The organism is Rhizobium sp. BK619, assembly GCF_014195245.1.
GTDB lineage: Bacteria > Pseudomonadota > Alphaproteobacteria > Rhizobiales > Rhizobiaceae > Rhizobium > Rhizobium acidisoli.
Genome location: NZ_JACIBH010000003.1, coordinates 413,377 through 439,784 on the forward strand (window position 1 = coordinate 413,377; position 26,408 = coordinate 439,784).

The window sequence follows — 26,408 nt, forward strand, 5'->3', positions numbered from 1 at the left end:
GACGGATGTCAAGCTTTGAGGTGGTCTGCGTTTCGCGCCTCGGTCCGCCCGGAAATGAAAAGCCCCGCCGGAGCGGGGCTTGAGAGCGTCATTTCGACGGCGCCGTTTTTCGCCGGAACAGGCCCTTCAGATTGTCGAAGAGTTCGACCTTGACGCCCTGGCGCTTCATGATCACCGACTGCTGGATCACCGAGAGCGTGTTGTTCCAGGCCCAGTAGATGACCAGGCCGGCCGGGAAGCTTGCCAGCATGAACATGAACACCAGCGGCATCCAAGTGAAGATCATCGCCTGCGTCGGATCGGGCGGCGTCGGGTTCATGCGCATCTGCAGGAACATGGTGACGCCCATGATCAGCGGCCAGACGCCAAGATGCAGGATGGTTGGCGCTTCGAAGGGCAGCAGGCCGAACAGATTGACGATCGTCGTCGGATCGGGGGCCGAAAGGTCCTTGATCCAGCCGAAGAACGGCGCGTGCCGCATCTCGATGGTGATGTAGATCACCTTGTAGAGCGAGAAGAAGATCGGGATCTGCAGCGCCACCGGCCAGCAGCCGGCGATCGGGTTGATCTTCTCTTCCTTGTAGAGCTGCATCGTCGCCTGCTGCAGCCCCATGCGGTCGTCGGCGAATTTCGCCTTCAGCTCCTCCATCTTCGGCTGCATGCGCTTCATGTTCGCCATCGAAGCATATTGCTTGCTGGCGAGCGGGAAGAACAGGGCCTTGACGACGATGGTGGTGCACAGGATCGCCACGCCGAAATTGCCGAAGAAGCGATAGAAGAAGTCCATCAGCTTGAACATCGGCTTGGTGATGAAATAGAACCAGCCCCAGTCGATCAGCCGGTCGAACTTCGGGATCGAATAGCTGGTCTCGTAGCCGTCGATGACGGGCACTTCCTTGGCGCCGGCGAAGACGAGGTTCTTGAGCTCGATCGATTGGCCCGGCGCAACGGTGAAGGCATCGTCCTTGTAGTCGGCCTGATAGCGCGGCTGACCATCGGCAAAATGCGAGAAGCGTGCTTCATAGGCCGACGTCTGCGGCGGAATGATCGTCGCGGCCCAGTATTTGTCGGTAATGCCAAGCCAGCCGCCGGTGGATTTCGGCGGCATGACGGCTTCCTTCTCGGCGGCGGTATATTTTGTTTCGACGAGCCCGTCATCGCCGATGACGCCGATGAAGCCTTCATGCAGCACGTAGACGGAGGGCGTCGTCGGCTTGTTGTAACGCGTCACGCGGCCGTAGGAAGACAGTGATACGGGAGCCTGGCCGGTATTTTCGACCTTGTCGGCGACGGTGAACATGTAGCGTTCGTCGACGGAAATCGTCCGGGTAAAGGTCAGGCCCTTGTCATTGGTATATGAGAGCGTCACCGGCGTCTTGTCGGTGAGCTTGGCGCCCTCGGGCGCCGTCCAGAGCGTCGAGGCGCCGGGAACGTTGCCCGTGGCGTCGCTGCCGATATAGCCGAGCTCGGTGAAGTAACCATCCTTGGTTTCCGCCGGGCTGAACAGGGTGATGGTTGGGCTCGAGTCGTCGACGGTCTCGTGATAGCCCTTGAGTTTCAGGTCGTCGAGCCGGGCGCCGGCAAGGTTGATCGAGCCGGAAAGCGCAGGCGTATCGATGACGACGCGCGGGTTCTTTGCCAGCGCCTGTTCGAGCGTCGCCGTGGCGACGGCCTGACCGGAGGGGGCGGTCCCACTCGTCGGGGCCGGCGCCGCGCCGTTTGCTGCGGGCTGCTGCACCTGTTCGGTCTTCTGCTGTGCCTTCTGGGCTTCCTGCGCCTTGCGCTGGGCCTCGATGCGCGGATTCATATAGAGAAACTGCCAGCCGAGGACGATCAGCACCGAGAGAGCGATCGCAATGAAGTAATTGCGGTTTTTTTCCATCATACGTTCCTGGGGCGTCCGTCTCCGGAGCGCCGGGGTTTCGGCCTGGTTTCCACGCGAAATTTCAGTTCCGCGGCCAATTCTTTGAAGGACGCCTCAAGCACGTCCCTGCGCGCGACAACCACATAGTCGTGTCCGGGCTGCATTGCAAACCCCGCATGAAGCCGTACCGCCTCTTTCAGGCGGCGGCGCATGCGGTTGCGTTCGACTGCGTTGCCATGTTTTTTGGTGACTGTAAATCCGACGCGGGCTTGGCTGTCGGGTTCCTTCCGGTCGAGGACTTCGAGAAGGAAGAGGCCGCCGCGGCGTTTTTCGCCCTCGCGCACAGCAAGAAACTGCGGGCGGCTTTTCAGCCGCCCGACAGCGTGTTTTTCTTTTTTGGTCGTCAATTCGCCCGCCATCTCTTTTCGGGCAACCCGGCCTTAAGCCGAAAGACGCTTGCGGCCCTGCGCGCGGCGGCCGGCGATGACCTTGCGGCCACCCTTGGTAGACATGCGCGCACGGAAGCCGTGGCGACGCTTGCGAACAAGCTTGGATGGTTGGTAGGTACGCTTCATTTATTTAAACACCGCGGAGTGCGGCCCTTCTTGAATTTGCATAATGCAAGGAGCGTTATTTTTCGAACGGGCGGGCCGTAAAAGGCTGAGTGACCGGACGTGCGGCGGCTTATAGGGATGAAGCCGGTGAAAGTCAATTATACCGGATAATTTCACAGCAAGCGCCGGCTTGGTAAGTATTTTCGCACTCCGGTATTAATAAACTCGATCTGCGCCGAATGGTTGTGATTTGCCGGCGCGGCAGATCGATCGCCCCGGTTTCCAGGGCTTTGTGCGTCCAGGACTCTGGTCCACATGGATAATTTCCCCGGCCATAATCGTAAATATTGGAAATCTAACTTTAATAAATTTCGCCGATATTCCGATCATCGGCTGGAATTTGCTTTCCAGGCAGTGGCGTAGCTCAGGAGACAGTGCATTGAAGATCCGCGGCAAAATTAATCTGCTGGTATGCGTGATGGGCGCGGTGGCGCTTCTGATCGGCGCGACCGCACTCTCGGCAATGCACGAATACAATCGCAACCTGACGGCTTACGAGCAGGCTGCCGCCCGCGCCTATGCCGGCGAACGCCTCAACCGCTTCGTCACGGCCGTGGTCATGGAAGCGCGCGGCATCTATGCGGCCAAGACGATCAAGGACACCCCGAACTTCGCCAAAGGCCTGCTGGCCGGCCTCGACGAGATCGACAAGGTCATCGCGGGCTGGGCGCCGCTGGTGCCGGAAGACGAGAAGGGCGATTTCGCCAAGCTCGTCGCCCGCGCTGCGGAATTCCGCACCTTCCGCATGGAGACTGCCCGTCTCGGCACCGAAGTCGGCCCCGAGGCCGCCAGCGCCCAGGGCAACAATGACGCCAACCGCGCCAACCGCAAGGCGTTCCAGGCCGAAATCGACGCGGTCGTCGCCACCGACAAGGCAGCGCTCGAAACCGTCAACACCGAGATCGAAAGCTTCCGGACCTGGGTACTGATGCTCGTCCTCAGCATCACCGGCATCGGCATCGCGGTCGGCATCGGCATGGGCTTCTATATCGGCACCAGCCATCTGAGCCGCCCGATCAAGCGCGTCACCCGGGCGATCAACGAGGTCGCCAGCGGCAATTTCGAAGCCGAGGTCCCCTTTGCCGGGCGCCAGGATGAAATCGGCGAGATGGCCGCAGCCGTTGCGGTCTTCAAGGCCAACGGCCTTGCCGTCCAGCGCCTGAATGCCCAGGAGACGGCGATGCGCGCCAAGAGCGACGACCTGCAGTCGAGCATGTCCGTCGTCGTGGCTGCGGCTGCGGCCGGCGACTTTGGCCATCGCATCAGCAAGGACTACGAGGACGAGAACCTCAACCGCTTCGCCGGCAACATCAACACGCTGTTGTCGAGCGTCGATGCCGGCATCGGCGAGACCCGCCGCGTCATTGCAAGCCTTGCCGATGGCGACCTCACCCAGACGATGAACGGCAGTTTCCAGGGCGCCTTCGCCGAGTTGCAGCAGAACGTCAACAACACCTTCGTCACCCTGCAGGCGACCATGCGCGAAGTGCGCCAGACGACGGAAGCAATGAACGGCAACACCGCCGAACTGCGCAATGCCAGCGACGACCTGTCGAAGCGCACCGAGCAGCAGGCCGCCGCCCTCGAACAGACTTCGGCGGCACTCGATCAGATCACCGCCGTCGTTCAGAATTCCACCGAGCGGGCGCATGAAGCCACCATCATGGTGTCGGAAGCCAAGGACAAGTCAGGCGCGTCTGGCGTCGTCGTCGGCAATGCCGTGGAGGCCATGGGCCGCATCGAGCAGGCATCGCGCGAAATCAGCCAGATCATCAACGTCATCGATGAGATCGCCTTCCAGACCAACCTGCTGGCGCTGAACGCCGGCGTCGAGGCGGCACGCGCCGGCGAGGCCGGCAAGGGCTTTGCGGTTGTGGCACAGGAAGTGCGCGAGCTCGCCCAGCGTTCGGCAAAGGCTGCCAAGGACATCAAGGCGCTGATCACCAAATCGGGCAACGAGGTGCAGGTCGGCGTCAAGCTCGTCCAGGCGACCGGCGAGGCGCTGGCGGAAATCGGCACCCGCGTCATCGCCATCAACGATCATATCCATTCGATCGCCACGGCTGCCACCGAACAGTCGACCGGCCTCAAGGAAGTCAATACCGCCGTCAACCAGATGGATCAGGTGACCCAGCAGAATGCCGCGATGGTGGAAGAGACCTCCGCCGCCACGCACAGGCTTTCGGCCGAAGCCGGCGGGCTGGTCCGCCTCATCTCCCGCTTCAAGCTGTCGGATGATGCGTCGGCACCGGTGGCGCTTGTGCGCAACGAGCCGCAAAGACCGGTCGCCTCGCCCGCCCGCCGGGCGATCGCCAAGGTCGCCCGCGCCTTCGGCGGCAACGCGGCCGCTGCGGAACAGAGCTGGGAAGAGTTCTGATCCCGACCGATCGGATAATCTACGCGGCAGCCCCTATCCGGCTGCCGCCACCTTCTCCCCGCGCGCGGGGAGAAGGGAATATGCCGCAACCTCTCCGTCCCTCGCCAACGTCGCGCTAGGCACGTCCCTCGCCCCGTTTACGGGGAGAGGGTTAGGGTGAGGGGCAGCCCTTATCGCGAGCTGGACGGCCGAGTGATTCAATGAGCCCGACGCCGCCTCCGGGCGGCGTTTTCTTGTGGCGACATGACGCTGCTCGCAAAGATTTGAAAGCGGAGGCTTTTGGTCTAATATAGAACTCGAGGGCGGCTGAAGTGCTGCCGATCGGGCGAGACGAAAATGCCGGTACAAGATCAGGGCGACAATCCTTCGGCGGATATTCCCGCCGCCGGCGAGACCGCAAGGGCGCCGTGCCCGTCTGCTGGCATGTTCGGCGGATTGTCGGGCAAGCTGCTCTGGCTGACCGTCTTCTTTATCATGCTCGCCGAAATCCTGATCTTTTTCCCTTCGGTCGCCAGCATGCGCATACGCTGGCTGGAGGAAAGGCTGAACACGGCCGCCGCCGCCGCCATCGTCATCGATGGGCTGCAGCCGGTCGAGCTGCCGCGTGCGCTGCAGAAGGAGACGCTGGAGGCGACCGGCACCAAGGCGATCGTGCTGCGCAAGGACGGCACGTCGCGGCTCTTGGCGACGACGGATATGCCGACCTCGGTCGATGAAGCCTATGATCTGACCGACGTGCCGCCGGCAACGGCGATGCGCGATGCGCTCGACACCTTGATCTTCGGCGGCAGCCGGATGATCCGTGTCTACGGCCCCGTCGGCGACACCAATACCGGCGTTGAGGTGGTGATGAAGGACAAGCAGCTGCGCACGGCGATGTTTGCCTATTCCCGCAACGTTCTCCTGCTGTCGGTGCTGATCGCGCTGTTCACCGCGACGCTGATCTTCTTTGCGATCAACCGCATCCTGATCGGCCCGATCCGCCGGCTGACCGGCAGCATGCAGCAATTCTCCTCCGATCCGGAGAACCCCGCCCACATTTATATCGGCGACGGCGGCCGCGACGAACTGGCGGTCGCCGGCCGCAATCTCACCTCGATGCAGATGGAGCTGCAGAAGACGCTGAAGCAGCAGAAGAACCTCGCCGCTCTCGGCCTCGCCGTCTCCAAGATCAATCACGACATGCGCAATATCCTGGCCTCGGCGCAGCTGATGTCGGACCGGCTGGTCGATGTCGATGATCCGATGGTCAAGAGCTTCGCCCCGAAGCTGCTGCGCACCATCGACCGCGCCGTCGGTTATACCACCGAGGTGCTGTCCTACGGCAAGGCGAGCGAATCGGCCCCGCGCCGCCGCCATGTCCTGCTTTTGGAACTCACCCAGGACGTCAAGGACATGCTGGCGATCGATCCGCAAAGCGGCATCGAATTCACCGAGCAGATTGGCGCCGATCTCAAGGTCGATGCCGATGGTGAGCAACTGTTCCGGGTCATCCACAATCTCTGCCGCAACGCGCTGCAGGCGCTGACGGCGCCGGGCGAGGGTGCCCCGGGTACGGTCAGGCGCATCACCGTCGCCGCCCAGCGCGTCGGCAGTGTCGTCAGCATCACCGTGGATGATACCGGCCCCGGTATGCCGCTGAAGGCGCGCCAGAACCTGTTTGCTGCCTTTCGCGGCTCCGCCCGCTCCGGCGGCACCGGCCTTGGCCTGACGATCGCCCGCGAGCTGGTGCTCGCCCATGGCGGCACGATCGCGCTTGTGGAAAAGCCGACGGTGGGAACCCAGTTCCGCATCGAGATCCCCGATCGCCCGGTTTCGCTGGAGGATTACCGTAGCCGGACGCACAGCGAAAAGTGACGGGCTTCCGAAAGCCGCGGCCGCAAATTATGAAACGCGCGATTTTTTCCGAAATGCTCTTGCATTGTCCCGAAGGACGCTTTAGAGGATCGCCCACGCAAGCGGCACCGCCGCAATTGCACGCACCCGTAGCTCAGCTGGATAGAGCACCAGACTACGAATCTGGGGGTCAGGAGTTCGAATCTCTTCGGGTGCGCCACTTCCTCTTTTTCATTGCAAGACTATGTTAAGGCCTTGAACGGGAAGCTCAAATCCGCCGTTCTAAATCCTTCATTCCGCTTATACCTTAGCCTATCGGCGAAGGTTAGTTTCAGCATCGCGCGGCGATTTTCCAATCTCCTGCAATTCCCTGAACATCGAAGCCCAGACAGGACTTCAGATTTTCTTGGCGGTACCGCCGCGATATGGCAGAATGAACACATGAAGAACAATGTAGATATTTCCGACGATCTTAGCCGTCGCATCGACATGCTGGCAGAGCGTTCAAACTTGACACGCAGCCAGATTATCGAAGACGCGCTTTCCCATGGTCGCTCTCTTGCGTGGCAGGAAAAATGGATCGCGGGCGTTCAGGCGGGGATCGAAGACGCCGACAGAGGCAACTTCGCCACGGATGAAGAAATTGCTGCCGTACTGAACAAATACAGTCAGGCATAACAGCCCCGTGCGCCTTGTCTGGACGAAACGCTGTCTCAAAGAGCTTGCAGACATCAACGATTACATCGGCGAGAGAAACCCGCGCGCCGCAGCGCGCGTCGTCAATGGCATTCATTCAAAGACGGAGAAGCTTTTATCCGCCAATCCCTTCTTAGGGCGTGCCGGCGAAATCAGAGGAACACGCGAGCTTGTCATTCCGGCAACGCCTTACATCGTTGCTTACCGCGTTCGAGACGACCATATCGAAGTTCTGTTTGTCCGGCACGGCGCGCGTGAGTGGCCGGACGAGGTCTAATCGTCCTGGCAATGCGCCGACGAAATCAGCGTTCGACGCTTCACCCCCGCCATCAAATGATATCGTACTTCCCTGGTGCCTCGAAGGAGCTATGTCCGGGAAGAAAAAGCTGATGCGAAGCGAGGAAGTTTGCCGTGGCAATTTCAGAATTATGGACGGTCTCCAACCGACATCAATTTCCCTTGCCGGATTTTCAGAACGGGGATGAAATCAGGTTTCCCGGCGCTTTGGTGTCGGCATTGCTTGATCGGTTTACAAAATCAGGAGACGCCGTCTTCGATCCCTTTGTCGGCTTGGGGACGACTTTCTTTGTCTGCGAGCAGAGGGGCAGAATCCCCTATGGGATAGAAGCCGACCGGCAGAGATATGAATGGGTCAAGCAACGCATCACGACAAAGCATCATCTGGTCTGCGGTGATAGCGCAGAGCTGGCAGCCTTCGATTTTCCCGAGATGGATTTCTGCATCACATCCCCGCCATACATGCCTCATTGGCATAAATGGAACCCGCTTTACAACGGCGATGCGGATTATGACGGCTATGACATCTATCTGAAAAGAATGCAGGAAATATACGGCCGGATCTGCAAACGCATGAAGACGAACGCTTACCTTGTCGTTCAGGCCGACAATCTGACCAACGAACAATTCTCTCCCCTTGTCTGGGATCTGGGAAGAGCTTTGTCGGAGGTCATGATGCTTGAAGGGGAAATTGTGGTGAATTGGTCTGAAGCGGTGGACAACGGCAACCGATTCACACAGTGCCTCGTGTTCAAGAATGCAAGCGGATGAAAAGTTCGCCGCGATAGCCGCTACAGTCTGTGCCCCCAAGGCAGCGAAGCGAAAAACTATTGCTCGGCCGGGAAGTCTCTTCCATAGGCTTCCCTTTCTTCCTTCCCAGAGGCGGATGAGTAATAGCCACTGCAAATCAGATATGAGCACTCATCCGGGTCGCCCATTTCCCATCCCGGCAGGCAGGTTACCACGCGCTGAAATTTTGCGTTGCAAAGGCCGTGGTTTGCCAGGAGCCGCGGCTCATTTCCGAAATACGCGCTTATGGCTTTCTGGCGAGTCCATGCAGGAACGACTTTCCAATCTGCGGCGCCTCCCTCAGCGCTCACATTGCCGGTCGCACAGAGCGACCAATTCGATATCACGACCGGCTGATCACAGGGAAAGGCCTGGACGGCGCTTCCCAGCAGGATCGAAACCAACGCCAGCAGCAGCTGGCCATAGATCGTCGCGCCCTTCTTCCTCATGCCGACCTTCCGCATCCTGGCCTCCACCGCGTGCAACTCCCTGTCCCGACGGGATCAGTCGCTCTTAAAAATGCCCTAAGATTTTTTTCCTAGTTCATGGAATGTTCTTACTCTAGATTGCTTGCCATTGCAACCATGGAATGTTGAATTTCGAAGAATATGTGGCGATTGGCGATGTGGACGCTTGGGCCGGTCTTTCCCTCCGCACGCGTGAAAGAACAACAAAAGCTGCACCCATGCCGGAAACGCCGGCTCGCGCCCCTTTATGGAGGCATCAAGCCCAACAGGGTCCAAATGGCCTCAAGCCTTGATTGGGATTCCGGCTTCGATCGCAGCTTCGATAAAGGCCTGCCGCGCTTCTTCCCGGTTTCGTTTGCCCGACATGACATCGGCGCAAACCGCGCACGCCCGATCGAGCGCCGGACCCTCCTCGGTCGGCCAGTCTTCGACCAACGCCCATGTTGCGGCCTGGGTCGTCTGGATCACCACCCATTGATCCGGGCCTTCAAGGGCTAACGTCACCGGCTTCTTCCAAATGGTTTGCATTGTCTGAGGACCTCCGCTGCATCTTCTCTGCCGCCTCCTCACATAAGGCGGTTTATCCCGCATGGCGAGGCGACGGCTTGCACGAGATGCTTTTTCCAGCAAAGCCGATTGCAGGCCTATGCGGCGCCTCTCAGAAATCCTGGGTGAATTCGCACGCCAGCAATGTTTTGCCTGGCAAGGCGTCCCCTTGGCGGGCGACAATCCGGACTTTTCCGGGGCCGGCAAGTCCCGGTTCGGGCTGCTGATCGGCGGCAAGCTCGCGCGAATAGCCCTTGGTGGATGTTCCAAGCAGGTCCGAACTCTCCGGCTTCAACCGGTATTTTTTCGCCAGATCGTCAGCGCGTTGGCCCTCGACCAGAATTCCGACCGCATTGCTGGCAAAGAAAACCTCTGTCGACTTGAAGCCGTCGCGGCCGATCTGGCTCGGGATCTTGTAGATCGCCGCACCGAGCGACGAGGTGTCCGGCTTGGCGAGAGCTTCCGCGGCATCGTAAATCTCCGTTGCCGATGTTATCGAATAGGGCGGTTTGCAGAGGGCCGCGTCGAAGAACTTTTCATTGGCCGAAGCGGCCAGGACCTGTTCGGCCTGAAATGTCTGCACAGCAACGCATAGCGAGAAGGCAGCGGTGCGAATGAATTTGGCGTTATGCATATGATATTCCCAAGAGTGGCAGTAGCGGGCCGCGTTCGATTAAGTCCGGATGCTTAGGAGATTCGGAACGGCATTGCCACCTTAAGTTTAGCTTTCGGTCTTTTCGAAAGTGCTGCGAGATGTCTAATTGCAGCTCGCTGCCCGAGACAGAGCATCACAATCCCTTACGACGGCGGGAGAGCCATGATCGCAGCCTATATCGACGAAATCATCATGTTTTGCGCCGGCCTGTGGATGACCTCGGTGGGCTTTGGCTATCTGCCACTGCCCGGCTACTCGGCCAACCCGCCTCTGGTTCGCCACTTCAAGTGGATGGGCCCGATGCTGCTCGTCATCGCCATCGTATCGGCCGCTGGCTCATAGGGCTGGAGTGGACCGATGAACAATATGTTGGCTTGCCCATCCTGCGGATTGGACGAAACAGAATCGATCGTGCACCTCGGTTCGTATATTCTTCGATGCGCCGCCTGCGGCGAAGCTATCGTCGCGACATCATTCATGGCGATGCTCGAGTCGGATCACACCTTTTCAGCCTTTGCCGATCCGGCTCCCGGAAATCACCCTGCGCCAGAGATGCTCATCGCCCGTGGACCGCTTCGGCAGATATCAACGGCAATCAGCGGCGCGGCACGTAACGGAACGCTGATACGCCTGATCCCTGAACCCAAGAGTTGAAATCCGACTTCGGTTTATCGGTTTAACCGACCGACAGCCGCGCCGCGCACCAATGCCATACCGCATCGACCGCCTTTCGCGGCGATGACGCGCGTTTACGGATAAGGAAGTAGTCGGGTTCGATAAGCGTCGTCGCATCGATCACCTGCACCAGCCGCCCCGCCTCGAGATCCGCTGCCACGAACGCCCGGCACGCCAAGGCGGCGCCCTGGCCGGCGAGGGCGGCGTCGAGCGCCAGCGTCGTATGGTTGAACACCGCACCCGGCAGCTTCTCGCGCGATCGCAGCACGAGCGGCCAGGGGCTGACGGCGTCATGCAGAAGCGGCAGCTTGCGAAGCGCGTCGGCCGTCAATGGAAGGGGCAGGCCCTTGACCAGGTATGGGCTGGCGACGGCGACGAGCTCCTGGCGGAACAGCAGCCTTGCCTCCAGCGAGGCCGGAAAAGGCCCGCGGGTCAGCCGCACCGCAATGTCCACCTGATCGCGGTCGAAGTCGGACAGCGCCTCGGTGGCGACCGTCCGCAGTTCCACATCGGGGAGGGCGGTTTTGAACTCTGCGAGGCGCGGGATCAGCAGCTTGGCGGCGACCGTCGGGGTGACGCTGATCGTCACGGCGTCCGGCCGCGCGAGAAGCCGCCCGGTCGCCTCACCGAGCGTGTCGAAGGCGCGGGTCACATCCGCCAGATAGGCAGCACCCTGCGGGGTCAGAGCCAGGCCGCGCGGCAGGCGTTGAAACAACATCAGGCCGAGTTGATCTTCTAGCGCGCGCACCTGCTGGGCGACCGCACCCTGCGACACCCCCAGCTCCTCGGCGGCGGCGCGGAAATTCAACCGGCGGCCCGAGACTTCGAAGGCGCGAAGCGCATTCAGCGGCGGCAGCTTGCGGCGGGGTTGGACCATTGAGATTTCCGGATATTCCAGTAGAATTTCTACAGTCTGACACGTTTCTTTCTGACGCGAAAGCCGGCGCTGTCTCTGTCATACTGCTTCGCAAATCAATCGTTGGAGGCTCCGATGTCTACAGAAAAAGTCGCTCTCATCACCGCAGGCGGTTCCGGCATGGGTGCTGCCGCGGCACGGAAACTGGCTGCGGACGGCTATCGCATTGCTGTGCTCTCCTCATCGGGCAAGGGCGAAGCGCTCGCCAAAGAATTGGGCGGGGTCGGCGTCACCGGCTCGAACCTGGTGAATGACGATGTGAAGCGGCTCGTCGACCTGGCGATGGAGAGATGGGGGCGGATCGACGCGCTGGTCAATTCCGCCGGCCACGGGCCGCGCGCCCCGATCCTCGAGATCACCGACGAGGACTGGCACAAGGGCATGGAAGTCTATTTCCTCAGCGCCGTACGGCCGATCCGGCTGGTCGCGCCGATCATGGAGGCCCAGGGCGGCGGCGCCATCGTCAACATCTCGACGGCATGGGCTTTCGAGCCATCGGCGATGTTCCCCACCTCGGCCTTCGCCAGGGCCGGGCTGGCGAGCTTCACCAAGATATTCGCCGACACCTATGCGGCGAAGAACATCCGCATGAACAACGTCCTGCCCGGCTGGATCGACAGCCTGCCCGCCACCGACGAGCGGCGCGACAGCGTGCCGATGGGCCGCTATGGCACGGCCGAGGAAATCGCCGCAACGGTTGCCTTCCTGCTATCCGAGGGCGCCGGCTACATCACCGGCCAGAACATCCGCGTCGACGGCGGCATTACCCGCTCCGTTTGACGCCATGGAGACCGATCATGAAGCGGTGCCGTTGACCCTCGCAGATATAGACGCTTCGGCATGGCGTGCGCTGGAAACGGCGGCATCGAGCCCGCAGTCGGGTTTCCGGTTCTTGAACCTCTGCTCCGTGGATGCGGAGCAGAAGCCGCAGGCGCGCATGGTGGTCCTGCGGCGCGCCGACGGATCATTGCGGGTTCTGGAATTTCACACCGATACCCGCAGCCCGAAATGGCTCGAGTTTTCGGCAAATCCCCATGCCACTGTCCTCGGATTCTGCCCGCAGACGCGGCTGCAGTTTCGCCTTCAGGGCACGATCGAACTGCATGCCCCCGGCAGCGATCAGGCAAACGCCGCCTGGGACAAGCTCTCCCCCTGGACGCGGACGACCTACACCGGCGGTCCGCCCGGGGACGAGTGCGCCTTTGACGTCATCGACGAGACGGCCCTTCCAAAGCCTGCGGATGAGGCGGAGGGAAAGCCGCACTTCGGCCTGTTGATCTTTCGTGCCGGGACACTTGACTGGTTCCAGTTGCGAAGACAGGGCAATCGAAGGGCGCTGTCGACCTATGACGAGAGGGGTGCCCTTGCCGCCTGCCGATGGATCAATCCATAATCTGGGGGCCATGATATGGGATCAGCGCACCCTCATGGGCGCAGCCGGACGACGATCGACGCTCCCGGAACCTTCAACTGTTCCGCCATCGTCTCCAGATCCTTTCCATCCGTGCCCGCCAGAACAATACGGCCATCCATGATCGGCTCCCTCATCCAGGGTTCCATGACGACCTGGTCGTTGATCAGCAACTGCGTTTGCCGTCCCAATGCCGCTTGCGTGAAATCGCGGAATTTGGCGGCGCTTTCCGGCGTCAGCTCAATATTCAGCACCCGGTCGTAGGAGATGGCGGACCGGGCGACCTCCGCGCTCTTCGCCTCGAGCGAGACGGGCGCGATCGCTTCAGCCCCGTCTTTTTCCGTCGCCGCCACGGTCTCCTGCGATTCTGCTGGCGAAGGCGGCGTGGAAAGCTCGTCCAGAATGCCCGGCTCGGCCTTGGCAGACGGCAGCGGCTCGACATGCAGATCGGGCGTCTGCAAGACCTTGGCCGTCAGCACGGCGGGGAGCGGCAAGCGTGCCGGCATATCATCGCGCAGGATGTGGGTGTAGGTGCGCAGCGTAAACCCGCCGGTGGTCACGCTGACGATCTCGGTGGCTTCGACCGCCGAGCCATCGTCCAGCGACACCACGAACTTGACGCTTCGGGTCTTGCCGGCGCGTTTGATTGACGCCAGCTGATCGGCGGTAAGGTTCTTAACCCGTTCCGGAAAGGCAGCCATCATCTTTGCCGCCGCCGGCTGCTGCGACTGGCTCAACGCTGCGGGATCGAATTCCTCCGAGAGGGAAAGAGTTGCCGTGTGGGAGGCTGCGTCGATGGACTCAAGGGTCCAGGTCGACGTCACGGAGACATTGACGCCATTATAATCCTCGATCCGCGACTCCACCGCGGCCTGCCCGATCTGCATCACCTGGTCCTGATAGAATTGTCCTGACGCCAGCAGCTGCGCTTCCGGCACCAAGGCGGTGACAATCAGCAGCGGGTTTTGCTCTATCTTGCCGATGATGCCGTTGACCCCGTTCTCCCCACCCGGCGCATTGGCGGCCATCTCTCGCATATGCGCCAGGATCCGATCGACGCCGACGGGATTGCTGGGAAAGCCGTTCAAATCCGTTTCGACCTCGAGCGTACTGGTGCCATAGGCTGCCAGGGAATTCCGATAGAGCAGGTTCATCTGATAGCTGTCGGCAGGGCCTGCGGTGCCTTCCGGCAGCTCGGCGTTGAGTGACCAACGGACCCGCATACCGGTTTCATCGCGCGACAGAACCGTCATGCGTGGGTGAAATACGCCCCGCGCCGTCACCGAGGCGCCTGAATTGTCGAACCAAAACGACATATCGGTTTCGGTGGCTTTTTGAACGCTGTAACCGCGCTCGACGCCGGTCGCCGGCGTATAGCCGGGGATGGTGATGCCGTCGTCGGACCATGCCGGAGTGGAGAGCGTGACGCAGACGCAAAACCAGACAACTCTGTTCCAGTGCGATGATTTCATGCTGCTTGGCCTCTGACATCCCTGCTCACACCTTAGCAGGAAGACCTCGGTGACATAAGATCAAGACTAAGAATATTTTCCTAGTCCATGGATCGTTCGTGCGCTAGGTTGCCCGCAATTGCAACCACGGAGTGCCGGATGTCGAGCAAATTTTTCCCCGTCGGCGAGGTGAGGAGCTTCGGCCGTCGCCTGCAGAATTCCCGGCCTCGCAAGATTGGCGTCATGCCGAAGCATCGGCCGGAAACGAGGGTGAGGGGCTGATGGTGGAGTTCAACCCGCGCGACAAGAGCCGCACCAGTGCCGGAAAGACGCGGGCGATGGTGCGCAAGCATACCGCTCCGCCCGGCCGGAGCGATGATGGCAGCCTCCGCTGGCAGTGGCTGACGATCCAACTGCTGGAATCCCCCTCATTCACGACATTGAGCGCCAATGCCTGCCGCGCCTTCTTCCGCATCGTCATCGAGCACACCGCCCATGCCGCCTTGGAAAACGGCAAGCTTGTCGTAACCCATCCCCAGTTCGTCTCCTACGGCGTCACCGGCGAATATGTCGCCGATGCGCTCGACGAGCTGGACTATAAGGGGCTGATCAAAATTCACCGCGGCCGGGCAGGCAGCGGGGTCGCGCATCCCAACCGCTTCACCCTGACATTTGTCGGTGATCATGAAGGCGCGCCGGCCACCGACGATTGGAAGCGCTGTACAGTCGAAAACTGCCGGAAATGGTCCGAGACCGACCGCAAGCTTGCTGCCGACAAACGCGGGCGCGTCGGCCGCAAGAAAAAAACGCCACTTCGGAATCCCGAAATCCCACCGCTTCGGGATTCCGAAATTCGCCGCGCTTCGTGAGCTGCGACCTTCAGGAAATATCGAGGGATTTCAATGCCGCAACCAATTTCGGGATTCCGAAGTGCTATATAGAGTTTGGTGGGAGTTATCTAAAGCGCGTCGCGTCAAATTTGATTCATGCGATGCGCTTAGCTCTTTGTTTTTACGCATGTCGTTGCCGCAAAACCGCTGCACACTTTTGCGCGACATGCTTTAACGAAGGCACTTTGCCACGATCAGAAACTCCGTCTCCCGCCCGCCGATCTTTCCGGCCGAAGCTGTGCGAAGCAAAAGGCCGAAAGCCTCATAGAGCCAATAAAGCGGGGGAATCCGGTCCTTGAGCGCATGCACCTGGGTCGACACGTATTCGCCGATGAAGACGATATCCATGCCGAGTTCCTTCAGTGTCCCGGCAATCTCCGAATGTGAGGCCTCTGCGGCGTGCTCGACGCGAAACGGGGCATAACCCGGCTTTCCCGCGTTTTTCTGCCTGAGGACGTAGCGATAGAACAGGACATGGGTCCACCAGGGCGTGAGGTCGGTGAATATCCCTTTGGCCGAGTTGAGGATCGGACCCTTCACGAACACGAGACCCCCGGGAGACAGGGTGTCATGGGCTCTGAGCAAAGCAGAGCGCGGGCTTTCCAAATGCTCGAGAACGTCCCAGAAGACGCAGGCGTCGAAGTGGCGGTCTCCGTAGTCGATCGTTTGCGCATCGCCGAGGATCCGCTCGGAAGCGTCGCGGTTCCTTTCGAGCTGCTCCTTCGAGATGTCCAGCACCGTATATCTGGCGCCCTCCAAGGGAATATGGGTGCGAGAGCCGCCGCCAACCTCAAGAATATCAGTGTTGATCTTGTTGGAAAAAGCTGATCGCGCATGCGACAGCGCGTCGTTTACCCACGGCGAAGCCATAATCTTCCTCCCCAGGAGAGATTAGCGTCTGCGACTATAAGTAAGCATTAATATATAATTTAAGCAATATTTAAACGCTCGAAGCCGGCTCGCCTAGTTTCGCGCAACCTTGCTGATGTACCCGCAGGTCTGATGAGTCTTAGAGGCGCTTCGGCCGGAGGAATGCATGATGGTGGGAATTTTTCGGGCTCTGGCAGTCCTTGCGATGATGACGGCGCTTGCCGGCTGCATCGACCATGCCAATGATCCGGTGCTCCTGGCGGTCGGCGTGCCGGTCAATCCGCCTGCCGTGGCCCATGGCATTTGCACGACCGACGGCAACGCCATGTATGACGAGGCGAGGAAGCAGTATCAGATACGGGCCCAGCTGACCGGCTATGCTCAGGCCGACGAACTGGAGGCGGAAACGATCGCGCGCGCCGCGGCCCACCGGCAATATGTCGCCTGCCTCTCCGGCCAGGGCTACCGGACATTATACGCGAATTGAGAACAGAGAATTCGCAATTCCGCTCCAGCGCCGTTTGAACCTTTGGCCGATCGCGGCTTTTCACGTTTTTCGCCGATTTGGTCACGCCGGATCGCCTGCAATCACGAGTTTTGGAAGTTGCATGTGAGCGGGGAACCCGGCGGCTGGAAAAGGCATTTTCATCAGGTAAATCCACGAAGGAGGGTTTATCATGAAGATGTTCAGACTGACCCCTTCCACCACAGCGCTCAGTGCCTTTCTCGCCCTCGCGTCGATCGCGCCGGCGCAGGCAGCACCCGTTCAGGTGGTTCGGCCGCCCGATATCCAAACCGTAAAAATGGTGCAATATAAACCACATGTCGGATCCTGGCATGGCTATCAAGGGTTTCGCACCGAGCGCCCCGGCACCCGCCGGCATTCCGACGGCTACTGGTATCCGCTTGCCGCCTTTGGCGTCGAGCCGGGCACCACCGGCTCCATAATCCGCCAGCCGGTAAACAGACCGGCGGCCCCGGAAATGTGCAACCCTACGTTTTCGGGATCGATCGGCCCCGGCAGCATGCCCTGCGATAACGGCTATTGAGCCGGCAAATGAAAGAGGCGGCGAGGAGCCGCCTCTTTCTCGATCATGGGGCCGCTCACATATCCGTGACCTCCATTTTGGCGCCGTAGTATGTGACAGATCGCCTTCCTAACTCCGGGGCGTAAATTCCCTGAATCCTCCCAAGGAGACGATTATGACCACCACCTTCAAGACCGGCCTTGCCGCCGCCACCCTCAGTGCAATCCTCGGCCTCTCTGCCTTTTCGGCCACGGCAGCTCCCCTCCAGTCGAGCGCGACGGAGCAAGGTGCGACAGTGCGCCCGGTTGCGCAGGAAACCAAGGTTGACCATGACAGGCGCACGACCGGTTCGATCGGCGAGCGCGCGGAAAGCATGGGTTCGACACATTATATGATGAACCCGAAGAAGCCCCTCAACATGGATTGCAAACTCGGCTTCAACCCGACAAGCAGCTCCAGCTGCAACTATTGATGAGGCGCTCGGCCGTTCGCGGCTGAGTTGGCAGACTTTGTCGGCGATCTGGAGGCGGCCTTTTTGGGCCGCCTTTCCGCGGTAGGGGACCGGTGAAACCGTCCTTTATCAAATCTTGCATCAACTGCAAAAATGCAATAAGTAAAAAATTAACGGAGAGCTCGAGAGGAAAAGTCGCGCAAATCGCCTGTTCGCACAGGTGTTTGATGCGTCTGCCTTGGAATTGCCATGCTCGCCGCGATGGTCGCATTTCATAATCAATCGAATTTCAGACAGGTGGGATAGTCATGACCGCAAAGGCTGCATGCTCCGATTTCCTGCATTTTTTTCGCTCCTGGATCAGCAACCCGCTTCGCGTCGCCGCCATCGCGCCGTCGGGCGATTCGCTTGCCCGGATCATGACCAGTGAAATTGCCGCACTCGACGGGCCGATCATCGAGCTCGGCCCCGGAACCGGCGTCTTCACCCGAGCGCTGCTGGCGCGCGGCGTCAGTGAGGCGGATCTGACCCTGATCGAGTACGGTCCGGAGTTCATCACCGCGCTGCAGGCGCGTTTCCCGACGGCGCGCGTGTTGCAGATGGATGCGGCCCATCTCGCCCATGCCGATATTTTCGAGGGCGAACCGGTTGGCGCCGTTGTCAGCGGCCTGCCGCTTTTGTCGATGTCACCGCGCAAGATCGCTTCGATCCTGGCCGGCGCCTTTGCCTATATGCGGCCGGGCGGGGCTGTCTATCAGTTTACCTATGGTCCGCGCTGCCCGGTGCCGCGGCCGATCCTCGACCGCCTCGGCCTGAAGGCGGTGCGCATCGGCGGCACGGTGCGCAACCTGCCGCCGGCCTCCGTCTACCGGATTTCCCGCCGCAAACCGCTGGAGCTGTCGCGCGAGCGCTTCAGCTATCGTGAGAGCGAAGCCGAACTCGACGATATCGCCGCTTTCTCAAACGAAACCGGCGGCTGAGCGATGATGCCGGGCTGACATGGCTGACAGCAAGCGGGCGGCGACGGAAGGCCGGCGGGAACGCAAGCGGCGGCAGACGCGCGAGCGCATCGAGCAGGCGGCGATGAGCCTCTTTCTCCAGCGCGGTTTCGAGGCCACGACCGTCGAGGACATCACCGAAGCGGCCGACGTCTCCAAACGCAGCTTCTTCGATTATTTCCCCTCGAAGGAAGAGGTGGTTTTCGCCTGGCAGGATAGTTTTGCCGATCGGCTGATGGCGGCGATCGCCGCAAGGCCGGCGGAAGAGCCCTTGGTGACTGTGGTCGAGGCGGCGATCACCGCCACCGTCATCGCCTCTATCGACGAGCGCGGCCTGGCGCTTGCTGAACTCATCCATCGCACACCGGCGCTGAGGGCCCGTGACCAGCTGAAATATGCGAGGGTCGAACAGAAGCTCGCCGAGGCGCTGCTTCTGCGTAAGGGAAATGATCCGCAAGAGCGGTTGCGCATGCGCATTCTGGCGGCGATCGTCATCGGCGCGCTGCGCGTCGGGGCCGAACTCTGGCAGCGCCCGCCGGGTGCCGCGCCGCAGGATTTTGCCAAGGAAATCTTCGTCGAGCTCTGGAGGATCCTGGCGGAATTCGGTGACGAGGCGAAGGCCAGGCTTTGATGTCGGTCGCTGATACCGCGCGCCTGCGGCATTTTCGGTTCCGTCCCTGTCCGCGCCCGCGGCGCCCTCCTATATGTGCAAGCGTCGTAACGGCCATAGTCTCGATATCACCGTGATCGGCGGATCATCACCACGCGCCGATGACCGGTGAACCCGGCGGCACCGCGCCGCTCCACCGACTTTAACGATTTCACTGACCAGGAGAGGAAAGATCATGTCCAGTCATAACGCAGCCAAGTCAGGCACCTTCAAGATCGGCGGCGAGATCGCGGTCAACCGCCTCGGTTTCGGCGCCATGCGCGTCACCGGCAAGGGCATCTGGGGCGAGCCCGACGATCATGCCGAATCCATCCGCACGCTGCGGCGCCTGCCGGAACTCGGCGTCAACTTCATCGATACCGCCGATTCTTACGGTCCCGATATTTCCGAATGGCTGATCAAGGAAGCGCTGCATCCCTATGGCGGCAAATCCGTCGTCGCCACCAAGGGCGGCCTCACCCGCCACGGCCCCGACATCTGGCTGCCGGTCGGCCGCCCGGAATATCTGATCCAGCAGGCGCATAAGAGCCTGCGCAATCTGGGGCTCGAGCAGATCGACCTCTGGCAGTTGCACCGCGTCGATCCGAAGGTACCGGCGAAGGAGCAATTCGATGCGATCAAATCGCTGCTCGATGCCGGTCTCATCCGCCATGCCGGCTTGAGCGAAGTTTCCGTCGCCGACATCGAGGCGGCGTCGAAACACTTCAAGGTCGCCACCGTCCAGAACCGCTACAATCTCGTCGACCGCACCAGCGAAGACGTGCTCGATTACTGCGCCAAGCACAATATCGGCTTCATCCCCTGGTTCCCGCTGGCAGCCGGCGATCTCGCCAAATCCGGCTCGCTGCTCGATACGATCGCTAGGAAACACAATGCCGCGCCAAGCCAGATCGCGCTCGCCTGGGTGCTGAAGCGCAGCCCGGTGATGTTGCCGATCCCCGGCACCTCCAAGGTCAAGCATCTCGAAGAAAACGTCGCGGCCGTCGGTATCACGCTGTCGGACGAGGAATTCTCGGCGCTCGACGCTGAGGGCCGGAAGGCGTTCAAGGCAGCGTGAGGGAGCTGACGGGCGGCGCAGGTGGCTGCCCCTCACCCTAACCCTCTCCCCGTTTTACGGGGAGAGGGGACGTGCCTTACGAGAGGTTTGTGGGGAACGGAGAGGTCGCGGCATATCCCCTTCTCCCCGTAAAACGGGGGTCCGAGGGACGGGTCGAGACCCGTGGCTCGACCCCGGTGGTGCCGGCAGGCGGATGAGGGGCAGGCGGCACCTCCCGTCAGGCTTAAATTTTCCGCACAATTTTGACCATCTGGTTAAACATGCTGCAAAATGAGGCGGTGGCCTGTTAATTTCAGGGCAGGCCATGCGCTTGCTGCATTGCTGCATTGCGGTATTTTCGCTGTTCCCGCTCGCATGAAAGCGGTACATATATCTCCGTAAGCAGCGCACTCCTCCTCCCAGCGCTCTTACATCGGACTGACAACACTCCTCCTCCCAGTTGTCAGTCAGGATCAAGAGCCTGGCGCACCTCCTCCCGCGCCAGGCTCTTTTCTTTTGTCCCCCCAGGCATTCCACCACGCGCAAATTTGACTCGGCAAGCACCGTCAGCCTATTTGAACGGGCGCCGCCTGTCGGTGCGCGAACCGGTTGGAGTTTGATCATGATCGGCAGATGGCGCGGCCCGCGGGCGGCTCTGACAGGTCTTCTGCTGGCGGCGTTCGCGCTTACCGGCTGCGGCGGTAGGCCGGTCGGCGTCATGCAGGCGGCCGGCAGCGTGCCGCCCGGCACGTCGAAGGTCGATCTTCTCGTCGCGACGACGCGCGCTGCCGATGACAATCCCGCCGTGCTTTTCTCTGGTGAACGCGGCACTGGCCTTACCGTCAACGCCGTCGATGTCTCGATCCCGCCGGAGACCAATCGCAAGGTCGGCCAGGTACAATGGCCAAAGCGGCTGCCGGCCGATCCCTTACGCGATTTCGTCACCGTGTCGGTCGATCCGCTCGAAGGCGAGCGGGCGGGCGAGACCTGGCTGAAGGGTCATATGCCTAGGAGTCGCCGGGTGCTGGTCTTCGTGCACGGCTTCAACAATCGTTATGAGGACGCCGTCTATCGCTTCGCCCAGATCGTCCATGATTCGCATGCCGACGTCGCCCCCGTCGTCTTCACCTGGCCATCGCGTGCCAGCATCTTCGATTACAATTACGACAAGGAAAGCACCAACTATTCCCGCGATGCGCTGGAGGAGCTGCTGACCCGCACCGCCGCCAATCCCGCCGTCAGCGACGTCACCATCATGGCCCATTCGATGGGCACATGGCTGACCGTCGAAGCGCTCAGGCAGATGGCGATCCGCAATGGTCATGTCGCGTCGAAGATCAACAACGTCATCCTCGCCTCGCCGGATCTCGATGTCGATGTCTTCGGCCGCCAGTTCGCAAGCCTCGGCAAGGACCGCCCGCACTTCACCATCTTCGTCTCCAGGGATGACCGGGCTCTGGCGCTGTCGCGGCGCATTTCCGGCAATGTCGACCGCCTCGGCCAGATCGATCCTTCGGTCGAGCCCTATCGCAGCAAGCTGGAGGCGGCCGGCATCACCGTGCTCGATTTGACCAAGCTCAAGGGCGGCGACCGGCTGAACCACGGAAAATTCGCCGAAAGCCCCGAGGTGGTGAAGCTGATCGGCGACCGGCTGATTGCCGGCCAGACGATCACCGATTCCAATGTCGGCCTCGGCGAAGCCGTCGGCGCGGTGGCGATGGGCGCTGCCCAGACGGCCGGAAGTGCCGTCAGCGTCGCCGTCAGCACGCCGATCGCGATCTTCGATCCGCGCACCCGCCGCAACTACGACGCCCAGCTGAAGCGCCTCGGCCGGTCGGTCGACAATACCGTCGGCTCGGTCGGCGACAGTGTCGGCGCCGGCCTGCCGGAAAGCCAGTAAAAATTCCACAAAGCAATTCCAGCAAAAGCGCATGGCGGTTTTGCCGGGAAAAGCGCAAAGCGACTTTCCCAGCGAATTGCGAACACAAAGAGATAGAGAATTTCCGTGCTTCGGAGAAAACGGAAATTCTCTAGGCATCATCGCCGATCTGATATATCAGAGTGACGAACGGCAATTCTGACTGCCGTATGGGTGGGTTGACGGCATGGCTGAAGAGACGAAGAAGAGGGTTGTTGTCGTTGGCGCAGGCGTGATCGGCGCCTCGATCGCCTTCGAATTGCAGCGGCGTGGCCGTGCGGTGACGCTGATCGACAAGGCTGATCCCGGACGGGGCACCTCTTACGGCAATATGGCGAGCATCGCGCTCGATTTCGTCGCCGGTTCCGGCCCCTCGACCTGGAGGAAAATGCCGGGCTGGCTGCTCGATCCCGAAGGCCCGGTCTGGCTGCGGCCCTCCTATGCGGCAAAGATGCTGCCCTGGTTCCTGCGTTTCCTTGCGGCCGGCCACCCGTCGCGCCTCCGCGCGATCGAAGATGCCGGCATGAGCCTGTCGCAGCGAGCGCTCGGCGACTTCAGGCAGATGCTCGAGGCGATCGGCGCGCCCGAGCTGATGACCGAGGAGGGGTGTCTGGCGATCTACGAGACCGAGGCGGAATTTGCCGCCGATCGCGGCCATCTCGCCATGATGCAGCGCTACGGCCTTGAATTCGAAGTGTTGAGCAACGGCGCCATCCAATATTACGAACCGGCGCTTTCGCCTTCGATCGCCAAGGCCGTGCTGCTGCCCGACAACAAGTCGATCCGCGATCCCTATCAGCTGGTGGTGAAACTCGCCGAGGCGGCCAAAGCTGCGGGCGCGGCCTTCGTCTCCGGTGCGGTGCGGAATATCGAGCGCAGGGGCGACGGCACCGCCGTCGTCCTGCTTGAAGACGGCAGCCGCATCGAGGCGGATTCCGTCGTGCTTGCCGCTGGCGTCCACACCCGCTTCCTCGCCGAAAAGCTCGGTGAGCCGATCCCGCTCGAAACCGAGCGCGGCTATCACACGCAGATCATGAAACCGGGCATCTCCATGCGCTATTCGATGATCTGGCCGGCGCGCGCCTTCATGGTGACGCCGACGGCGGGCGGCATCCGCGTCGGCGGCAATGTCGAACTCGCCGGGCTTGATGCCGCACCGGATTTCCGCCGCCCGCGGGTGCTGGTGCGCCATGCCCAGCGCGCGCTGCCGGGTCTCAAACTCGAGGAGGCGACGGACTGGATGGGCCATCGCCCGGCGCTGCCCGATACAATCCCGATCATTTCGCCGTCCTCGAAAATGCCGGGGGTTTTCTATGCGACCGGCCACGGCCATCTCGGCCTGACCTATGCGGCAACGACAGCGCAGCTGATCGGCGATATGGTGACCGGGCTCAAACCACCTCTCGACATCACCCCGTTCCGCATAGACCGATATTAGGATTTACTGTCGATGGCGGCGTCGGCCGTCACATCCGAACTGGAGTTTACGACATGAGGTGGAAGCGCACGATCCAGCTGCTGGACGTTCATGCCGAAGGCGAGATCGGCCGCGTCGCGATCGGCGGCGTGCCGAAGATCCCCGGCGAGACCATCGCCGCCCAGCTGCATTGGCTGAACACCGATCCGAAGGGTGACGAGCTGCGCCGCTTCCTCTGCCTGGAGCCGCGCGGCGCCCCGATCGGCTCGGTCAACCTGCTGCTGCCGGCAAGGCATCCGGAAGCAGACGCCGCCTTCATCATCCTGCAACCCGACCAGGCGCATGCGAGCTCCGGCTCGAACTCGATCTGCGTGACGACGGCTTTGCTCGAATCCGGCATCGTCGAGATGCAGGAGCCGGAGACGATCGTGACGCTCGAAACCGCGGCTGGCCTCGTCAAGGCGACGGCAACCTGCCGCGACGGGCGCTGCGAAAAGGTCAAGCTCACCATGGTGCCCTCCTTCGTGCACGAACTCGACGTCGAGATCGACACGCCGCATTGGGGAAGGATCAAGGCCGATCTCTGCTACGGCGGCATCTTCTATTCGCTGGTCGATGTCGGCCAGATCGGTTTGACGATCGAGAAGGCCAATGCCGCCGGCCTCGTCCAGGCCGGCATGATCCTGAAAGAACTGATCAACCGCGATATCAAGGTTGTCCACCCCGAGATCCCGGCGATATCAGGCGTCGCCTATGTGATGTTCCGCGATAGCGAAGCCGATGGCACGGTGCGCACCTGCACCACCATGTGGCCGGGCCGGGCCGACCGCTCGCCCTGCGGCACCGGCAATTCCGCCAACCTGGCCGCGCTTCATGCCCGCGGCAAGGCGAAAATCGGCGACGTCTTCACCTCGAAATCGATCATCGGCTCCGAATTCGAGGTCGGGCTGCAGGCGGTGACCGAGGTCGCCGGCCGCCCGGCCGTCATTCCCACCATCACCGGCCGCGGCTTCACCTTCGGCCTGACCCAGGTGGCCCTCGACCCCTTCGATCCGCATCCCGGCGGCTTTGCGCTCACGGATGTCTGGGGACCGTCGGCTGGGGAGATCTGAGCGTTAGGCTGTGGTGGGCCGGGTGGACATCGGCATCAGCCAGGCAGGCTGACGGCGAGGGTGGCTTTTGAGCGTTTGCGGGCGGGCCGCGTGGTCGCGTCAAATGCGCGCTCCGAGCACCTGCGCAGCAGCGAGGGATCTTCGATCACATGCGCCGGCACCGCGTAATAGCGGCGAACCGTCACCTCCCTGCCGGCAGCGCGGTAGCTGAACGGTTCGGAGCCATCTGCCTCGAACTCCGCGCGCATTGTGGCGTCGACGCGCAGATATAACGTGCCCTTCATGACGAACCCGAACTGCGCGCCGTTTCGAACGAGGGCGGATCCACCGAAGAACCGCCTTATATCGATGGCGCCCGGTGGGGCGATCTGGCTCGCAAATTCGAGCGCCAGGCTGCGTGCCGCCTCGTTACCCATGGTGCCGCCCCGCCAGAGGATCGAAGAAGCCGGTGATAGCGCTGAGCCGGCCATCGGACATGGCAGCGAAACTCGTCCCCGTTTGCAGGACGGTCTCGTCCTCGTGGCGCAGTTCCCAGCGTGCCAGCGACCGTTCATTGTGATGGAGGACGCCCAAAATTATGAACCGGCCTGCCGGTACGCTCTCCTTGAAGCCGGCCATGTAAGCCGCGAGACCGGCTCGCCCAGCGATCGCTCCATTCGGATCGCAATAGGTCACATCGTCGGCGAGGCAAGCCGACATTTCCGGCTCGCGCGCGTCAGCGTCCAGCGACCAGATGGCCGCATATCGATTCCATAGCGCCTCAGGCGTCATAACAGTGTCTCCAGTTGATTGAATTCATCTTCGATCGCCTGCCGTAGGCTGGCTTTGTCTTCGCCGCCGCGAATGAGCACGAGCAAGCCTTGATAGAGGGCAAGGAGACGGACAGCTGTCCTGTCCGCCTTGGCTTCGTCGGTATCTCGAGCCAAGGTCGACGACTCGCAGAGCCTCGAGCGGAACGTGCTGCGAAGAAGACCGAGGGCTGCCTCGACACGGGGATGCGTGTTGACGTCACCTCCGAACTCCACGGCCGTGTTGGTGATCAGGCAGCCCAGGGAGCCATTGTTGGGCTCATGCAGCAGTGAAAGGAACAGTTCGCGCAAGCCTTTAACTCCGCCCCCCGGCGGCGCAAATCGCTCGATCCGCCCCTCCAGAACCGTCCGATTATAATGCCGGAACGCCGCGTCGAAGAGGCCGGCCTTGTCGCCGAAGGCGTGATAGATGCTCCCGCCCTTGAGGCCCGTCGCCTCTTCCAGGTCTCGGATCGACGCACCTTGATAGCCGTGCTTGCGAAAGGCCTGCATCGCCCCCTTCAGCACCGCCTCCTCATCAAATTCCCGCGTTCTGCCCACACTCGCTCCGATTCTTTATCGCTTGTTCTAGAATGACTGATCAAGAATGCAGATGCAAGACTCTTCCGTGACAAT

General features: G+C 61.3%; 31 protein-coding genes and 1 tRNA gene. 20 read left to right on the forward strand and 12 right to left on the reverse strand.

Annotated features, from left to right (window positions below):
* Window positions 1-88: 88 nt before the first annotated feature.
* The 3 genes from yidC to rpmH are packed head-to-tail and all read right to left on the reverse strand — an operon-like array spanning window position 89 to window position 2,439.
* The gene (yidC, locus tag FHX14_RS07755; protein ID WP_012556422.1) at window positions 89-1,882 is read right to left on the reverse strand and encodes a membrane protein insertase YidC; all 1,794 of its coding nucleotides are present in this window, start codon (window positions 1,880-1,882) and stop codon (window positions 89-91) included.
* On the reverse strand, window positions 1,882-2,283 hold the full coding sequence (rnpA, locus tag FHX14_RS07760) for a ribonuclease P protein component (RefSeq protein ID WP_003588909.1): 402 nt from the start codon (window positions 2,281-2,283) through the stop codon (window positions 1,882-1,884). Before rnpA ends, yidC begins: the two co-directional genes overlap by 1 nt.
* Before the next feature lie 21 nt (window positions 2,284-2,304).
* Window positions 2,305-2,439, reverse strand: a complete 135-nt coding sequence (rpmH, locus tag FHX14_RS07765) for a 50S ribosomal protein L34 (protein WP_003570740.1) — start codon at window positions 2,437-2,439, stop codon at window positions 2,305-2,307.
* Window positions 2,440-2,857: 418 nt separating this feature from the next.
* Here rpmH and FHX14_RS07770 point away from each other — a divergent pair, with 418 nt between their 5' ends.
* The 6 genes from FHX14_RS07770 (at window position 2,858) to FHX14_RS07795 (ending at window position 8,455) form a co-directional block, all read left to right on the forward strand.
* Window positions 2,858-4,855, forward strand: coding sequence for a methyl-accepting chemotaxis protein (locus FHX14_RS07770; protein WP_184376756.1), 1,998 nt, complete (start codon window positions 2,858-2,860; stop codon window positions 4,853-4,855).
* Between the two features lie 336 nt (window positions 4,856-5,191).
* Window positions 5,192-6,712, forward strand: coding sequence for a HAMP domain-containing sensor histidine kinase (locus FHX14_RS07775; RefSeq protein WP_184376757.1), 1,521 nt, complete (start codon window positions 5,192-5,194; stop codon window positions 6,710-6,712).
* 122 nt (window positions 6,713-6,834) lie between these two features.
* Window positions 6,835-6,911: transfer RNA gene (locus FHX14_RS07780), tRNA-Arg, on the forward strand.
* Window positions 6,912-7,132: 221 nt separating this feature from the next.
* Window positions 7,133-7,369, forward strand: coding sequence for a CopG family ribbon-helix-helix protein (locus FHX14_RS07785; protein ID WP_003588902.1), 237 nt, complete (start codon window positions 7,133-7,135; stop codon window positions 7,367-7,369).
* Window positions 7,370-7,376: 7 nt separating this feature from the next.
* Window positions 7,377-7,664 (forward strand): type II toxin-antitoxin system RelE/ParE family toxin, encoded by a 288-nt coding sequence (locus FHX14_RS07790; protein WP_184376758.1) that lies wholly within the window; start codon window positions 7,377-7,379, stop codon window positions 7,662-7,664.
* 134 nt (window positions 7,665-7,798) lie between these two features.
* Window positions 7,799-8,455 carry a DNA methyltransferase gene (locus tag FHX14_RS07795; RefSeq protein WP_054182005.1) on the forward strand — a complete coding sequence of 219 codons (657 nt, stop codon included), beginning with the start codon at window positions 7,799-7,801 and terminating at the stop codon, window positions 8,453-8,455.
* Between the two features lie 56 nt (window positions 8,456-8,511).
* On the opposite strand, the gene FHX14_RS07800 is transcribed toward FHX14_RS07795, so the two are convergent.
* The 3 genes from FHX14_RS07800 to FHX14_RS07810 all read right to left on the reverse strand — a co-directional run bounded on the left by FHX14_RS07800 (window position 8,512) and on the right by FHX14_RS07810 (window position 10,120).
* Window positions 8,512-8,937, reverse strand: coding sequence for a hypothetical protein (locus FHX14_RS07800; RefSeq protein ID WP_184376759.1), 426 nt, complete (start codon window positions 8,935-8,937; stop codon window positions 8,512-8,514).
* Window positions 8,938-9,222: 285 nt separating this feature from the next.
* Complete coding sequence (locus FHX14_RS07805; RefSeq protein WP_184376760.1) at window positions 9,223-9,468, reverse strand: DUF982 domain-containing protein; 246 nt, start codon at window positions 9,466-9,468, stop codon at window positions 9,223-9,225.
* A 130-nt stretch (window positions 9,469-9,598) separates the two neighbouring features.
* Entirely contained in the window at window positions 9,599-10,120 is a 522-nt protein-coding gene (locus FHX14_RS07810) for a hypothetical protein (RefSeq protein WP_184376761.1), read from the reverse strand.
* 183 nt (window positions 10,121-10,303) lie between these two features.
* On the opposite strand from FHX14_RS07810, the gene FHX14_RS07815 reads away from it, so the two are divergent.
* Both FHX14_RS07815 and FHX14_RS07820 read left to right on the forward strand, forming a co-directional pair.
* Window positions 10,304-10,483, forward strand: coding sequence for a hypothetical protein (locus FHX14_RS07815; protein WP_184376762.1), 180 nt, complete (start codon window positions 10,304-10,306; stop codon window positions 10,481-10,483).
* A gap of 15 nt (window positions 10,484-10,498) precedes the next feature.
* Window positions 10,499-10,795 carry a hypothetical protein gene (locus tag FHX14_RS07820; RefSeq protein WP_184376763.1) on the forward strand — a complete coding sequence of 99 codons (297 nt, stop codon included), beginning with the start codon at window positions 10,499-10,501 and terminating at the stop codon, window positions 10,793-10,795.
* A 22-nt stretch (window positions 10,796-10,817) separates the two neighbouring features.
* Here the strand turns inward: FHX14_RS07820 and FHX14_RS07825 are convergent, their stop codons facing one another.
* Entirely contained in the window at window positions 10,818-11,693 is an 876-nt protein-coding gene (locus FHX14_RS07825) for a LysR substrate-binding domain-containing protein (RefSeq protein WP_184376764.1), read from the reverse strand.
* Between the two features lie 114 nt (window positions 11,694-11,807).
* Between FHX14_RS07825 and FHX14_RS07830 the strand changes: the two genes are divergently transcribed.
* Both FHX14_RS07830 and FHX14_RS07835 read left to right on the forward strand, forming a co-directional pair.
* On the forward strand, window positions 11,808-12,512 hold the full coding sequence (locus FHX14_RS07830) for an SDR family oxidoreductase (protein ID WP_184376765.1): 705 nt from the start codon (window positions 11,808-11,810) through the stop codon (window positions 12,510-12,512).
* A 31-nt stretch (window positions 12,513-12,543) separates the two neighbouring features.
* Window positions 12,544-13,125 (forward strand): pyridoxamine 5'-phosphate oxidase family protein, encoded by a 582-nt coding sequence (locus FHX14_RS07835; RefSeq protein WP_246713361.1) that lies wholly within the window; start codon window positions 12,544-12,546, stop codon window positions 13,123-13,125.
* Window positions 13,126-13,157: 32 nt separating this feature from the next.
* On the opposite strand, the gene FHX14_RS07840 is transcribed toward FHX14_RS07835, so the two are convergent.
* Window positions 13,158-14,615 carry a hypothetical protein gene (locus tag FHX14_RS07840; protein WP_184376767.1) on the reverse strand — a complete coding sequence of 486 codons (1,458 nt, stop codon included), beginning with the start codon at window positions 14,613-14,615 and terminating at the stop codon, window positions 13,158-13,160.
* A 260-nt stretch (window positions 14,616-14,875) separates the two neighbouring features.
* On the opposite strand from FHX14_RS07840, the gene FHX14_RS07845 reads away from it, so the two are divergent.
* A complete protein-coding gene (locus tag FHX14_RS07845; RefSeq protein ID WP_012556435.1) occupies window positions 14,876-15,463 on the forward strand; it encodes a hypothetical protein in 588 nt (195 codons plus the stop codon).
* Between the two features lie 192 nt (window positions 15,464-15,655).
* Here the strand turns inward: FHX14_RS07845 and FHX14_RS07850 are convergent, their stop codons facing one another.
* Entirely contained in the window at window positions 15,656-16,354 is a 699-nt protein-coding gene (locus FHX14_RS07850; protein WP_184376768.1) for a class I SAM-dependent methyltransferase, read from the reverse strand.
* 166 nt (window positions 16,355-16,520) lie between these two features.
* On the opposite strand from FHX14_RS07850, the gene FHX14_RS07855 reads away from it, so the two are divergent.
* The 9 genes from FHX14_RS07855 (at window position 16,521) to FHX14_RS07895 (ending at window position 24,984) form a co-directional block, all read left to right on the forward strand.
* Entirely contained in the window at window positions 16,521-16,841 is a 321-nt protein-coding gene (locus FHX14_RS07855; protein WP_184376769.1) for a hypothetical protein, read from the forward strand.
* Between the two features lie 190 nt (window positions 16,842-17,031).
* Window positions 17,032-17,403: a cell surface protein gene (locus tag FHX14_RS07860; protein ID WP_184376770.1), complete on the forward strand. Its 372-nt coding sequence runs from the start codon at window positions 17,032-17,034 to the stop codon at window positions 17,401-17,403.
* A gap of 154 nt (window positions 17,404-17,557) precedes the next feature.
* Complete coding sequence (locus tag FHX14_RS07865; RefSeq protein ID WP_184376771.1) at window positions 17,558-17,854, forward strand: hypothetical protein; 297 nt, start codon at window positions 17,558-17,560, stop codon at window positions 17,852-17,854.
* Between the two features lie 287 nt (window positions 17,855-18,141).
* Window positions 18,142-18,813: a methyltransferase domain-containing protein gene (locus FHX14_RS07870; RefSeq protein ID WP_054181997.1), complete on the forward strand. Its 672-nt coding sequence runs from the start codon at window positions 18,142-18,144 to the stop codon at window positions 18,811-18,813.
* Window positions 18,814-18,832: 19 nt separating this feature from the next.
* On the forward strand, window positions 18,833-19,462 hold the full coding sequence (locus FHX14_RS07875; RefSeq protein WP_184376772.1) for a TetR family transcriptional regulator: 630 nt from the start codon (window positions 18,833-18,835) through the stop codon (window positions 19,460-19,462).
* Window positions 19,463-19,676: 214 nt separating this feature from the next.
* On the forward strand, window positions 19,677-20,558 hold the full coding sequence (locus FHX14_RS07880; RefSeq protein ID WP_184376773.1) for an aldo/keto reductase: 882 nt from the start codon (window positions 19,677-19,679) through the stop codon (window positions 20,556-20,558).
* Between the two features lie 601 nt (window positions 20,559-21,159).
* Window positions 21,160-22,437, forward strand: coding sequence for an alpha/beta hydrolase (locus tag FHX14_RS07885; RefSeq protein WP_184376774.1), 1,278 nt, complete (start codon window positions 21,160-21,162; stop codon window positions 22,435-22,437).
* A gap of 205 nt (window positions 22,438-22,642) precedes the next feature.
* Window positions 22,643-23,893, forward strand: a complete 1,251-nt coding sequence (locus tag FHX14_RS07890; protein ID WP_184376775.1) for an FAD-dependent oxidoreductase — start codon at window positions 22,643-22,645, stop codon at window positions 23,891-23,893.
* Window positions 23,894-23,946: 53 nt separating this feature from the next.
* On the forward strand, window positions 23,947-24,984 hold the full coding sequence (locus FHX14_RS07895) for a 4-hydroxyproline epimerase (RefSeq protein ID WP_184376776.1): 1,038 nt from the start codon (window positions 23,947-23,949) through the stop codon (window positions 24,982-24,984).
* Between the two features lie 35 nt (window positions 24,985-25,019).
* Here FHX14_RS07895 and FHX14_RS07900 read toward each other — a convergent pair whose 3' ends face one another.
* The 3 genes from FHX14_RS07900 to FHX14_RS07910 are packed head-to-tail and all read right to left on the reverse strand — an operon-like array spanning window position 25,020 to window position 26,333.
* Window positions 25,020-25,400, reverse strand: a complete 381-nt coding sequence (locus FHX14_RS07900) for a TfoX/Sxy family protein (RefSeq protein ID WP_184376777.1) — start codon at window positions 25,398-25,400, stop codon at window positions 25,020-25,022.
* Window positions 25,393-25,755 (reverse strand): nuclear transport factor 2 family protein, encoded by a 363-nt coding sequence (locus FHX14_RS07905; protein WP_012556446.1) that lies wholly within the window; start codon window positions 25,753-25,755, stop codon window positions 25,393-25,395. The genes FHX14_RS07900 and FHX14_RS07905 overlap by 8 nt, the downstream gene beginning before the upstream one ends.
* On the reverse strand, window positions 25,752-26,333 hold the full coding sequence (locus tag FHX14_RS07910; protein ID WP_184376778.1) for a TetR/AcrR family transcriptional regulator: 582 nt from the start codon (window positions 26,331-26,333) through the stop codon (window positions 25,752-25,754). The genes FHX14_RS07905 and FHX14_RS07910 overlap by 4 nt, the downstream gene beginning before the upstream one ends.
* Window positions 26,334-26,408: the final 75 nt, after the last annotated feature.